Origin of the sequence: Pseudomonas sp. PB120 (genome assembly GCF_009761815.1) — a bacterium.
In the GTDB taxonomy this organism is placed as follows: domain Bacteria; phylum Pseudomonadota; class Gammaproteobacteria; order Pseudomonadales; family Pseudomonadaceae; genus Aquipseudomonas.
Genome location: NZ_RWIN01000089.1, coordinates 22560 through 35139, shown reverse-complemented (window position 1 = coordinate 35139; position 12580 = coordinate 22560). Strand labels below are relative to the sequence as shown.

The window sequence follows — 12580 nt, the reverse complement described above, 5'->3', positions numbered from 1 at the left end:
GGCCTGGAATCAGGCCTGCCTGAGAGGGCATTTTATTCGGTGACCGTCGGAATCTTGCGTGGCGCCATGAAGTACATCCAGGTCAGCGCGATGAAGTACATCGCCGGAATCAGGGTGAACAGCACGGTGTAGTTGTTGTTGGTGACCGTCAGGATGTGGCCGACCAACTGGGTCATGAACATCCCGCCGATGGCGGCGCACATGCCGCCGAAACCGAACACCGTACTCATCATGTGTTTAGGCGTGTAGTCCATCACCAGGCTCCAGATGTTCGCGGTCCAGGCCTGGTGCGCGCCGATGGCCAGGGAGATGGCGAACACGGCGACCCACAGGCTGCTTGAACCAGCCGCCATGATTACGCCGACGATGCAGCAGGCGAACAGGAACATGGACATCAGTCGCGCCTTGATCGGATTGATTCCGCGGCCGATCAGGAACGAGGAAAGAATCCCGCCACCTACACTGCCGAAGTCAGCGGTCAGGTAAATGATGATCAGCGGGATACCCATCTGGGTCACGTTGATCCCCAGGTTGTATTGCTGATTCAGGAACGGCGGCAGCCAATACAGGTAGAACCAGAACACCGGCGCGGTCATCGAGTAGGCGAGGGCGAAAGCCCAGGTGCCACGCATGCGCAGGATTTTCGAGAACGGTACGCGGGCCTGTTCCGGTTCGACTTCCTTCTGGATGTAGTCCAGTTCCGATTGTTTGACGCTCGGGTGTTCTTCCGGGTTGAAATACTTCAAGCCCCAGAACAGCAACCAGATCCCGCCCAGTGCCGACATGCACAGGAACGCGGCCTGCCAGCCCCATACGTGCAGGATCAGTGGAAGCAGCATCGGGGTGAACATCGCGCCGACGTTGGTCCCGGCGTTGAAGATGCCGGTGGCCACGGCGCGTTCGCCGGCCGGGAACCACAACCGCGTGGTTTTCACGCAGGCCGGGTAGTTGGCGGCTTCGGTCAGGCCGAGAATGAACCGACAAACCATAAAGCCGACCGCCGAGGTGGCCAGGCCGTGGGCGCCGGTGGCAATGCTCCAGAGCAGCACGGCGCAGAAGAACACACGCTTGACGCCTACCCGGTCGATCAACCGGCCTTGCAGCACGAAACCGATGGCGTAACCGACCTGGAACCAGAAGTTGATGTTGGCGTAGTCCATCGCCGTCCAGCTCATTTCCTTGGCGAGGATGGGCTGCATGACGCCCAGTGCGGCGCGGTCGATGTAGTTCAGGGTGGTGGCGAAAAACACCAGCGCCAACATGCCCCAACGGGTTTTTCCGACCGCCATGGCGCCGCGGATTTTTTCGCCGATGCCGCCAGCGGCATGGGTCATGGAGGAACGCTCCACGGGAGAGCTTTGAGAAGGAGTCATGTAGGCCACCGATTATTTTTATGTGGTGTTCTGGGTCTTTGGTCACCGAGACCGATGTGTGTGACCGGGCTCAATGTGGGGTCGATGTTGCGCAGTGGGCGAAAAATCGTCAATTCGCCAAAGGCCATTGTGTTCGATAATCGCACGCAAAACTAACCGGATAGTACACTTTGAATTGCTGTGTGGATCTACGAAGACAATAATTTACCGCAAGATTAACGCGATCCCTTGTAGCCGCTGGCGAAGCCTGCGTTCGGCTGCGAAGCAGTCGTAAAACCAGCGCACGCGGTTTCCCTGTAAGACGGCATCGCCTGATTACACGACTGCTTCGCAGCCGAACGCAGGCTTCGCCAGCCGCTACAAAAAGCGAAAGCGTGCAATACCCCTAACAAGATTGCCTCCACCACCGGGAGTCGAAACATGCAGCGTTCCATTGCCACCGTATCCTTGAGCGGTACCCTGCCGGAAAAACTCGAAGCCATTGCCGCCGCCGGTTTCGACGGCGTGGAGATTTTCGAAAACGACTTGCTGTACTACGACGGCAGCCCCCGGGAAATTAAGCAGATGTGTGCCGATCTCGGGATCGCCATCACCCTGTTTCAACCGTTCCGCGACTTCGAAGGCTGCCGCCGTGATCGTCTGGCGCGCAATCTGGAACGGGCCGAGCGCAAGTTCGACCTGATGCAGGAACTGGGCACCGACCTGGTGCTGGTGTGCAGTAACGCTTCCGCCGATTCAATCGGTGATGAGCAAATCCTCGTCGATGATTTGCGCCTGCTGGCCGAGCGAGCCGGTGCTCGGGGACTGCGGATTGGTTACGAGGCGTTGGCGTGGGGTCGTCACGTGAACACGTATCAACAGGTGTGGAACATCGTCCGCCAGGCCGATCACCCGAGCCTGGGCGTGTTGCTGGACAGTTTCCACACGCTATCGCTCAAGGGCGATCCGACGGCCATCGCCGAGATCCCCGGCGACAAAATATTCTTCGTACAAATGGCCGACGCGCCAATTCTGGCCATGGACGTGCTGGAGTGGAGCCGCCATTTCCGCTGTTTCCCGGGCCAGGGTGAATTCGATCTTCCGGGTTTTCTCGCGCCGATCATCAAGAGTGGCTACACCGGGCCACTCTCGCTGGAAATCTTCAACGACGGCTTCCGCGCTGCGCCGCCTCGGGCCAATGCCGCCGACGGGTTGCGTTCGTTGCTGTACCTCGAGGAAAAAACCCGTGAGCGCTTGGCGCAGGAAGCCAAACCCACGGCCAGTCCTGACATTCTGTTCGCGACGCCCAAGGCCAGCGAATACAACGGCATCGAATTCCTTGAGTTCGCCGTGGACGAAAGCCTTGGCGCCAAGCTCTCTCACTGGCTGGAGCGGTTGGGATTCGTCAAGGCGGGCCAGCATCGTTCCAAAAGTGTCAGCCTGCTGCGTCAGGGCGATATCAACCTGATTCTCAACTCCGAGCCTTACTCATTCGCTCACAGTTTTTTCGAGGCTCACGGCCCGTCACTGTGTGCCACCGCCGTGCGCGTCAAGGACAGCGCCAGTGCGTTGGCCCGGGCCGTGGCCTACAAAGGCCAGCCGTATCGCGGACTGGTGGGGCCCAACGAACTGGAACTGGCCGCCGTGCGTGCGCCGGATGGCAGCCTGATTTACCTGGTGGATCAGGAGGCCGACGTCTACGACACCGATTTCAATCTGCAACCGGCGGCGGTGGCCAGCGGCGGGCTCAAGCGTATCGACCACATGGCCATGGCGTTGCCGGCCGACAGCCTCGACAGTTGGGTGCTGTTCTATAAAAGCCTGCTGGATTTCGAGGCTGACGATGAAGTGGTGTTGCCCGACCCCTACGGTCTGGTGAAGAGCCGGGCGCTGCGCAGCCGCGACAGTTCGATTCGTTTGCCGTTGAACATTTCCGAGAACCGTAACACTGCGATCTCACACGCGCTGTCGAGTTATCGCGGTTCCGGCGTGCATCACATTGCCTTCGATTGCGATGACATTTTCGCCGAAGTCAGCCGGGCCAAGGAGGCGGGCGTACCGCTGCTGGATATTCCGCTCAACTACTACGATGACCTGGCGGCACGGTTCGATTTCGACGACGAGTTCCTGAGCGAGCTGGCCTATTTCAATGTGCTGTACGACCGCGATGCCCAGGGCGGCGAGCTGTTCCATGTGTACACGGAACCGTTCGAAGGGCGGTTTTTCTTTGAAATCATCCAGCGCAAGAATGGCTATGCCGGTTATGGCGCGGCCAATGTGGCGGTGAGACTGGCTGCCATGGCCAAGTCTCGAAGCGGTGCCGTCCGTCAGGCAAAGTTGTAGGAAATTCGTAAGCGGGGGGGTAAACCGCAGCCGCACGGCTTCCTTCAGTGTGCGGCGCAGCCCATAATCGCCAGCCTGTGCAGCAACGGCCGTGAGCCCGCAATGACAATACATTCAGAACTCTCTGCCGCCGCCGACGAACCTCTCGTCGAGCCGCGCAAGAGTCGCAAGAACAACCCGGAAAAAACCCGCGAGAACATTCTTCAAGAAGCCATTGTCGAGTTCGTCCAGCAGGGCCTTTCCGGCGCTCGCGTCGACGCCATCGCCGAGCGCATCCACACCTCCAAACGCATGATCTATTACTACTTCGGCAGTAAGGAGCAGCTGTACGTCGAGGTGCTGGAGAAACTCTACGGCGATATCCGCAGCACCGAAAACCGCCTGCACCTGGCCGAGCTGGCGCCCGTGGAGGCGATTCGGCGCCTGGTGGAATTCACCTTCGATCACCATGACCGCAATGTCGACTTCGTGCGCATCGTCAGCATCGAAAACATCCACAACGCCGAGTACGTGAAACGCTCCGATGCGATCAAGGCGATGAACAACACCATTCTTGATTCACTGGGCGTGATTTTGCGTCGTGGTGCCGATGAAGGTCTGTTCCGCGCCGGGCTGATACCGCTGGATGTGCATCTGCTGATCAGTTCGTTCTGCTTCTATCGCGTGTCGAACCGCCATACGTTCGGTGAGATTTTTCAGATCGATTTGCCGGACGAAAGCATCAAGCAGCGTCATCGGGAGATGATTTGCGAGTCGGTCTTGCGGTATTTGCAGGCCTGACGCTTTCGCGGGCAATCCGGTTTGCCCGCGAAGCTGTTCAGTCATTCATGCTCTGAAAATGCGCCAGCATCCGCTGGGCATCCGGCACCACGCCGCAAAATAACTCGAACGCCTTCACGGCCTGGAACACCGCCATGTTGCCGCCATCCAGCGTGCGGCAACCCAAGGCCCGGGCGTTGCGCAGCAGTTCGGTTTCCAGCGGGAAGTACACGATCTCCGCCACCCACATCTGCGCCCGAAGCAGTTCCACCGGCACTGGCATGCCCGGCAGTTTTTTCATGCCCATGGGCGTGGTGTTCACCAGGCCGTTGGCTTGTGCCATCGCGCTCGGCAGATCATGCCCGGCCACCGCTCGGCCGGCGCCGAAGGTCTGATTGAGGTTGTCGGCCAGGGTTTGGGCGCGGCTGATCTCCACATCAAAAATGCTCAGCTGTTGTGCGCCTTCGCTCAACAGTGCGTGAGCCACCGCCGCCCCCGCACCTCCGGCGCCCATCTGGACGACGTGATCCAGGGCGGCGCCCTTCAAGCCGCGGCGAAAACCTTCGGCAAACCCCAGACAATCAGTGTTGTGACCGATGCGTTTACCGTCCTTCAGGACGACCGTGTTTACCGCGCCAATGCCTCGGGCCTCCGGCGATAATTCGTCGAGCAGCGGGATGATCGCCTGCTTGCACGGGAAGGTGATGTTCAGGCCCGTAAAGTTCATGCGTTCGGCGGCCATCAACAGGTCGGGCAGGGCGTCACTGTCGAGCTGCAATTGATCGAGGTCGATCAGGCGATAGAGGTAGCGCAGACCCTGGGCGTCGCCTTCATGCTCATGCAGCGCCGGCGTACGGGACGCCTGGATGCCGGCGCCGATCAGCCCGGCCAGTATCGCGTTGTTCTGAGTCATGGCGTTCACCCTTTCAACCGCAGGCTGAAATGCTCGAGTGCCAGGCGATAGCCATGGCTGCCGAAACCGGCCATGACCGCGGTGGCAATGGCAGACACAAAGGATTGGTGGCGAAAGGGTTCGCGGGCGTGGACGTTGGAGAGGTGAACTTCGATCACCGGCAATTCGCTGGCGACCAGAGCATCGCGGATCGCGACCGAGGTGTGGGTCCAGGCCGCCGGATTGATGACGATCCCGGCGCAACGGCCGCGGGCGGCGTGAATCCAGTCGAGCAATTCGCCTTCATGGTTGGTCTGGCGAAACTCCATCGCCAGGCCGAACTCCTCGGCGGCACGTGCGCACAGCGCTGAGATGTCCGCCAGCGTTTCGTGGCCGTAAGTCGCCGGTTCACGGGTGCCGAGCAGGTTCAGGTTCGGGCCGTTGAGCACCAGAACGATAGGGTTCATCGGGGTCTCTCCACTTATTATTTTTGGCATTGGCTGAAGATTTCAGCCTGTGGAGATAAATTGTACTAACCGGTTAATTCGGTCAATTAAAGAGGCTCGCCCTCATTCATTTGTGTGCGGTGATCGGACGGTTTCGGCGATCAGCGAGGCAGGTGTTCCACCAGAAAATCGATAAATGCCCTTAAACGCAGGGGCACATGACGGCTTTGTGGATAGAGAAGGGTGAAAGGCCGCGAGCGTCCGCTGTAGGGCTGGAGCACTTCCACCAGTGAACCATCGGCCAGTTCGTTTTCGACGATGAAGCGGTAGGTTTGAAACAGCCCGGCGCCGTGTTTTGCCAGGGTCACGCCACCGAGCACATCGTCCGAACAACTGAGGCTGCCGTCGGCAAGAATTTCGCGCTGCATGCCATTGTCGTTGAACAGCCAAGCAATCCGTCGGCCGCTGCTCGGCAGTTCGTACTGGATGCATTCGTGTTGCGCGAGGTCGTCCAGGGTTTGCGGGATGCCGGCGCGCTTGAGGTAATCCGGGCTGGCAATCATGACCAGCGGCGCGTCTTCAAGGTGGCGGGCAATCAGGCCTGAGTCCGGAATGGCGCGCACGCGGATGGCCATGTCATAGCCTTCGCCCACGAAATCGATGTTGCGATTGCTGATGTGCGACTCAACGTTCACTGACGGGAACCGCGCCCGGAATTCAGGCAGCAACGGCAGGATTCTGTGGTGGGCATAAGTCGTCGGAATGCTGATGCGCAGCGTGCCGGAAGGTTGCTGCTGCTGGCCCATGACTTCGCGCTGGGCTTCGACCAGTTGTGCCAGTGCCTGACGACATTCTTCATAATAGCGCCGGCCACTGTCGGTCAGCTTGACGCTGCGGGTCGTGCGGGCGAACAACCGCACCGCCAGGCGTTCTTCCATGCGCGACACCGAACGGCTCACCGCGGCCGGCGTCACACCGGCCACCAGTGCGGCGGCGGTAAAACTGCCGGCCTCGGCGGCCAGGCAAAACAGTTCGATGCTGCCCAGTTGTAGATCGTCGAATTGTCTCTGCATGTGAAAACACCGGGGGATCAAATGAAGTGCTGGACTCGCCACTGTAGATGAAATCGCTATAGCAGTGTTTTACTTGCCCCGCGCCCATTTCCCCGTGGCGGCTGGTCATCTTTTTTCATCACCGGACAGGAGAAACGTCATGCCGTTCGTCAGCGTACGTATCACCCGTGACGGCGTCACCCGGGAGCAGAAAGCCCAGGTCATCGCCGAGATCACCGACACCTTGAAGCGCGTCCTCGGCAAGCCGCCAGAATTGACCCATATCGTGATCGAGGAAGTCGACACGGATAACTGGGGGTATGCGGGAGTCAGCGCCACGGAGCATCGAAAAAAATAGTCGGGATAATTTCTTTGAGGCACAAAAAAGCCGTCGATTGACGGCTGTTTTGTATCGGGCATCTGCACTCAACGCCGGGTCAGCAACACTCCGGACTCCATGTGATGGGTCCACGGGAACTGGTCGAACATCGCGCACCGGGTGACGCGGTGGGTGTCGTGCAGTTGGGCGATGTTGGCCGCCAGGGTTTCCGGGTTGCAGGAAATGTACAGGATGTTGTCGAAGCGGCGGGTCAGCTCGCAGGTGTCCGGGTCCATGCCGGCGCGAGGCGGGTCGACGAAGACGCTACCGAAATCGTAGCTCTTGAGATCGATGCCGTGCAGGCGACGGAACGGTCGCACTTCGTTCAGCGCTTCGGTCAGTTCTTCGGCAGACAAACGCACCAGCGTGACGTTATCCACAGCGTTTTCGCTGAGGTTGCTCAGCGCCGCGTTGACCGACGTCTTGCTGATTTCGGTGGCCAGTACCTTGCCCACGCGGGTTGCGAGCGGCAGGGTGAAGTTGCCGTTGCCGCAATACAGCTCCAGCAGATCGTCCGTGCGGTCGCCGAGCGCATCGTAAGCCCAGTTGAGCATCTTCTGGTTCACCGTCCCGTTGGGCTGGGTGAACGCGCCTTCGGGTTGGCGGTAGCTGAAAGTGCGGCCGCCCACTTCAAGCCGCTCGACCACGTAATCGTGACCGATGACTTCGCGTTTGCCCTTGGAGCGACCAATAACGCTGACGTTCAGGTCAGCAGCCAGTTTTGAGGCCGCCGCGTGCCAGTGCTCGTCCAGCGGGCGGTGATAACACAAGGTAATCATCGCATCGCCGGCCAGGGTGGTGAGGAACTCCACCTGGAACAGCTTGTGACTCAGCGCTGCACTGGCTTTCCAGGCCGCTTTCAGCTGCGGCATCAACTCATTGATGCGCAGGCTGGCAATCGGAAACGCTTCGATCAGGATCGGCGTGCGTTTGTCTTCCTGGGAAAACATTGCGTAATGCCGCTCGCCGCCTTCGCGCCACAAACGGAATTCGGCGCGCAAGCGGAAGTTTTTCAGTGGCGAGTCGAATACAGCGGGCTCAGGCGCATCGAACGGGGCCAGCAGGTCACGCAAGCGCGTGACCTTTTCTTCGAGTTGGACGGCGTAGGCCTGGGAATCAAAAGTCATGCGTTGAACCAACCCAGCTTGATGACGAACAGAATCGACAGGATCACCAGTGCCGGGTTCAGCTCACGGCCGCGACCGGACAGCAGCTTGATCACGGTCCAGGAGATGAAGCCGAAGGCGATGCCGTTGGCGATGGAGTACGTGAACGGCATGGCCAGCGCGGTGATCACGACCGGTGCGGCCACGGTGATGTCGTCCCAGTCTATTTCTGCCAGCCCGGAAGTCATCAGTACGGCGACGAACAGCAGTGCCGGTGCGGTGGCAAATGCAGGAACGCTGGCGGCCAGTGGCGAGAAGAACAGCGCCAGCAGGAACAGAATCGCAACCACGATGGCGGTCAGTCCGGTACGCCCACCGGCGCTCACGCCGGCGGCGGATTCGATGTAACTGGTGGTGGTCGACGTGCCCAGCAGGGAACCGGCCATTGCCGCGGTGCTGTCGGCGATCAGGGCGCGGCCCATTTTCGGCATGTGGCCGTCCTTGCCCATCAGGCCGGCGCGCTTGGCGACGCCGATCAGGGTGCCGGAGTTGTCGAACAGGTCAACGAACAGGAAGGCGAAGATCACGCTGACCAGACCGATGTCCAGTGCGCCCTTGATGTCCAGTTGCAGGAACGTCGGGGCCAGCGACGGCGGCATCGACATCACGCCACCGAACGGGGTGAAGCCCAAGACGATGGAAACGATGGTCACTGCCAGAATGCCGATCAGCACCGCACCGCGTACGGCGAGGGCTTCGAGGGCGACGATCAGGGCAAAGCCGAGGGTCGCGAGGATCGGTGCCGGTTGCTTCAGATCACCGAGGCCGACCATGGTCGCCGGGTTGCTGACCACGATGCCCGCGTTGTGCAGGGCGATCAGCGCCAGGAACAGGCCGATACCGGCAGCAATCGCCGAGCGCAGTGGCAGCGGGATGCTGTTGATGATCCATTCGCGGATGCGGAAGATCGACAGCAGGAAGAAGCACACCGCCGAGATGAACACCGCACCCAGCGCCACTTGCCAGGTGTGGCCCATGTGCAGGACCACGGTGTAGGTGAAGAAGGCGTTCAGGCCCATGCCCGGCGCGAGGGCGATCGGGTAGTTGGCGATCAGGCCCATCACCGTGGAGCCGAAGGCAGCTGCCAGACAGGTGGCGACGAACACTGCGCCCTTGTCCATGCCGGTCTCGCCGAGAATGCTCGGGTTGACGAACAGAATGTAGGCCATGGCCAAGAAGGTCGTGACGCCCGCCAGAATCTCGGTGCGTACGTTGGTGTTGTGTGCCTTGAGTTGAAACAGCCTTTCCAGCATGTCTGCTCCCCGTGGCGCGCCCGGCGCCGTGAATGTATCGACCTCAACAGCAAAGCACAGACCGCTGCAGGCGCCTGGTAATTTTCTGTGGGTCGGAAAAAGCCGCGCATCATACCAGCAGCGTGGGTTTGTGGCTGCTTATGGCTGTGATCGTCGTCGATGTTTTGCACTAAAGCCAAGTGCGCCATACTGCGCGCTGGTTTTGGGGGTACATAGGTATTGCATGAAAAAGCGTGGATTCGCTGCATTGATCGCCTTGATTCTGCTGACACAAACCGCCGTGGCGGCATCGGCGCCGCCGTTGACCCAGGTAAAAGTGCTCAAGGTCGAATCGCCAGGCTGTGGCTTTGAAGACATTGCCGAGGGGCAGGAGCAGACCCGCTGCAATCACAGCGGACCGAGCATCAAGGTCTACGTGCTGGAAGTCGGTTACGGGCGCCAGCCCCGGGTCGCGCTGGATGGTTTCGAAGTGGACGGCACCCGGAGCAAGGTCTGTGCGTTTGCCAACGGCAACCTGACCGATTGCTCCGAGCGCACGAAAGTCGTGGGCTATCTGTACGTATTCGATCTGGCGGGCAAGCAGGAAGGCACCTTCACCTTCAGCAACACGTCGATCAATGCGCCGGGCAACACGATGTCAACGCAGCTTTACATCAAGTAACGGCAGGCGCGAACAAGGGTCAGGAAAGCTGACTACGCTTTAAAGATCATCCTGTGGACTTTGCCCATGACCTTTAGAGCTTTGATTACCCTCGCCGAGGGCATCGATGACCTGCAAACAGTGACGTTGATCGATGTGTTGCGCCGCGCCAAGGTTGAAGTGGTGGTGGCGAGCATCGAAGGGCGACGCATGCTCACCTGCGCCCGTGGCACCCGCGTGACGGCCGATGCGATGTTGGTCGACTTGCTGGCCCAGCCGTTCGACCTGATCGCACTGCCCGGCGGTGCTGTAGGGGCCCAACACCTGGCCGCCCATCAACCCTTGCAACAATTGATCAAGGATCAATCAGCGGCGGGGCGGCTGTTCGCCGGCATTGCCGAAGCACCGGCAGTGGCGCTGCAAGCCTTCGGCGTCTTGCGTCAGCGGCGCATGACCTGCCTGCCGTCGGCCAGCCATCAACTGTCGGGCTGCAACTTCGTCGATCAACCGGTGGTAGTCGATGGCAATTGCATTACCGCCCAAGGTTCGGGAGGCGCCCTGGAATTTGCCCTGACGCTGGTGGAGCAACTGTGCGGCAACGCCGCGCGGTCGACGGTGGCGGGGGAGTTGGTGGTTTAGAGGCGATCAAACCCTGGCTTCTTCCACCGGCACATGCATCCGGTCGCGACTGGCCAACGTCGGGAACAGTTTGATCCAGACGCCCGTCACCACCAGCGTGCCGATGCCGCCCATCACCACCGCCGGCACGGTGCCGAACCAGTGGGCAGTCAGGCCGGATTCAAATTCGCCCAACTGGTTTGAGGCGCCGATGAACAAGCCGTTCACCGCGCTGACGCGGCCGCGCATTTCGTCCGGGGTTTCCAGTTGCACGAAGGAAGCGCGTATCACCATGCTGATCATGTCGGCTGCGCCCAATACCACCAGCACCGCCAGTGAGAACCAGAACGAGGTGGACAGGCCGAACGCGATAGTCGCGACGCCAAACACACCGACGGCGGTGAACATCACTCGCCCCACCTTGCGGTCCACGGAAAAACGCGCCAGCCAGAGCGACATCAGCAACGCGCCCACCGCCGGAGCCGAACGCAACAGCCCAAGCCCCCAGGGGCCGGTGAGCAGAATGTCCTTGGCGAACACCGGCAACAGCGCGGTCGCGCCACCCAGCAACACGGCAAACAGGTCCAGGGAGATCGCTCCGAGAATATCCGGACGGCTGCGAATGAAACGGATGCCAGCCAACAATGAATTCAGGGTGGCCTTGCCCTTGTTCAGCGGTGTTTGCCGAGCCGGGAGATTGAGCATCAGCGAGCAGGCGATGATGTAGAGAATCACTGTCGGGCCATAAACCCAGACACTGCCGAAGGCGTAGAGCAAACCGCCGAGGGCGGGGGCGACAATGGTTGCCGATTGCTGGGCCGATTGTGCGGCGGCGACGGCACGGGGAAACAGCGTGCTGGGTACGATGCTGGGCAGCAAGGCTTGGGTCGTCGGCATTTCGAAGGAGCGCGCGGCGCCGAGCAGGAACGCCAGGATGAAGATCATCTCGCGGGTGACATGGTCGGTTGCGCTGCCGATGGCCAGCGACAGGGCGATCAGCGCTTGCACGGATTGGCAGATCGCCGCGACCTTGCGCCGGTCATAGCGATCCGCGACATGCCCGGTGTGTAACATGAACAGCACACGAGGGGCGAACTCCACCAAGCCCACCAAACCCAGGTCGAGCACGTTACCGGTCAGTTGGTACAGGTTCCAGCCGATGGCGACCGTGAGCATCTGAAAGCCGCTGGCGGTAAACACCCGAGCCAGCCAAAACGCGATGAAAGGGCGGTGATGACGTAACAGCAACGGCGCTTGGCTGGGCATCTGAGGCAGAGTCTTGAGCGAGGGGAGGGTCGAGATTATCACCAACCTGTAACCAGAAGTTGCGGTGAAGAAAAATTTAGTTAGCTAGACACCTATCCCGAAACTGCGCCATTTCTCCTGTAGGAGCGAGCCTGCTCGCGATGGCGTCGTAACTGTCGAAACCAATCTCACCTGACACCCCATCGCGAGCAGGCTCACTCCCACAGGGAAAGTGTTGCGAAGGATTGCCCGGGCCTATGAGGCAACCTGTCACGCGGCAAAAGACCACACCGTCCATCGTCAAAAAGCGGACTACTCTTTTACCCATGCTTGATCCAGATCAAAACCTTCCTGGAATTGATTCGGCGGCCAGTTGGCCAGACTCCCTACGTTGTGATGTTGGTAAAAAAAGAACGAATCCAAATTCGCCACACT

At 60.1% G+C, this 12580-nt stretch carries 12 protein-coding genes; 5 read left to right on the top strand and 7 right to left on the bottom strand.

Annotation, left to right across the window (positions count from 1 at the left end):
• Window positions 1-32 precede the first annotated feature (32 nt).
• The gene (locus EJA72_RS17560) at window positions 33-1334 is read right to left on the bottom strand and encodes an MFS transporter (RefSeq protein ID WP_256679711.1); all 1302 of its coding nucleotides are present in this window, start codon (window positions 1332-1334) and stop codon (window positions 33-35) included.
• A 459-nt stretch (window positions 1335-1793) separates the two neighbouring features.
• Here EJA72_RS17560 and quiC point away from each other — a divergent pair, with 459 nt between their 5' ends.
• Together quiC and EJA72_RS17550 are read left to right on the top strand one after the other, a co-directional pair.
• Window positions 1794-3695, top strand: a complete 1902-nt coding sequence (quiC, locus tag EJA72_RS17555) for a 3-dehydroshikimate dehydratase QuiC (protein WP_157712685.1) — start codon at window positions 1794-1796, stop codon at window positions 3693-3695.
• Between the two features lie 102 nt (window positions 3696-3797).
• Entirely contained in the window at window positions 3798-4475 is a 678-nt protein-coding gene (locus EJA72_RS17550) for a TetR family transcriptional regulator (RefSeq protein WP_157712684.1), read from the top strand.
• Between the two features lie 37 nt (window positions 4476-4512).
• Here EJA72_RS17550 and EJA72_RS17545 read toward each other — a convergent pair whose 3' ends face one another.
• From EJA72_RS17545 to EJA72_RS17535, 3 genes are all read right to left on the bottom strand, one after another.
• Window positions 4513-5367, bottom strand: coding sequence for a shikimate dehydrogenase (locus EJA72_RS17545; RefSeq protein ID WP_157712683.1), 855 nt, complete (start codon window positions 5365-5367; stop codon window positions 4513-4515).
• A gap of 5 nt (window positions 5368-5372) precedes the next feature.
• Window positions 5373-5813, bottom strand: coding sequence for a type II 3-dehydroquinate dehydratase (gene aroQ / locus EJA72_RS17540; RefSeq protein WP_157712682.1), 441 nt, complete (start codon window positions 5811-5813; stop codon window positions 5373-5375).
• 140 nt (window positions 5814-5953) lie between these two features.
• On the bottom strand, window positions 5954-6865 hold the full coding sequence (locus tag EJA72_RS17535; protein ID WP_157712681.1) for a LysR family transcriptional regulator: 912 nt from the start codon (window positions 6863-6865) through the stop codon (window positions 5954-5956).
• A 139-nt stretch (window positions 6866-7004) separates the two neighbouring features.
• Between EJA72_RS17535 and EJA72_RS17530 the strand changes: the two genes are divergently transcribed.
• Window positions 7005-7202 carry a 4-oxalocrotonate tautomerase family protein gene (locus tag EJA72_RS17530; protein WP_157712680.1) on the top strand — a complete coding sequence of 66 codons (198 nt, stop codon included), beginning with the start codon at window positions 7005-7007 and terminating at the stop codon, window positions 7200-7202.
• 68 nt (window positions 7203-7270) lie between these two features.
• On the opposite strand, the gene trmA is transcribed toward EJA72_RS17530, so the two are convergent.
• Both trmA and EJA72_RS17520 read right to left on the bottom strand, forming a co-directional pair.
• Window positions 7271-8350, bottom strand: a complete 1080-nt coding sequence (trmA, locus tag EJA72_RS17525; RefSeq protein ID WP_157712679.1) for a tRNA (uridine(54)-C5)-methyltransferase TrmA — start codon at window positions 8348-8350, stop codon at window positions 7271-7273.
• Window positions 8347-9642 carry an NCS2 family permease gene (locus EJA72_RS17520; RefSeq protein ID WP_157712678.1) on the bottom strand — a complete coding sequence of 432 codons (1296 nt, stop codon included), beginning with the start codon at window positions 9640-9642 and terminating at the stop codon, window positions 8347-8349. The genes trmA and EJA72_RS17520 overlap by 4 nt, the downstream gene beginning before the upstream one ends.
• 223 nt (window positions 9643-9865) lie before the next feature.
• On the opposite strand from EJA72_RS17520, the gene EJA72_RS17515 reads away from it, so the two are divergent.
• Window positions 9866-10303 carry a DUF4879 domain-containing protein gene (locus EJA72_RS17515; protein WP_157712677.1) on the top strand — a complete coding sequence of 146 codons (438 nt, stop codon included), beginning with the start codon at window positions 9866-9868 and terminating at the stop codon, window positions 10301-10303.
• 66 nt (window positions 10304-10369) lie between these two features.
• Window positions 10370-10921: a DJ-1 family glyoxalase III gene (locus EJA72_RS17510; protein WP_157712676.1), complete on the top strand. Its 552-nt coding sequence runs from the start codon at window positions 10370-10372 to the stop codon at window positions 10919-10921.
• Between the two features lie 6 nt (window positions 10922-10927).
• Here EJA72_RS17510 and EJA72_RS17505 read toward each other — a convergent pair whose 3' ends face one another.
• Window positions 10928-12166, bottom strand: a complete 1239-nt coding sequence (locus EJA72_RS17505; protein WP_157712675.1) for an MFS transporter — start codon at window positions 12164-12166, stop codon at window positions 10928-10930.
• Window positions 12167-12580 lie beyond the last annotated feature (414 nt).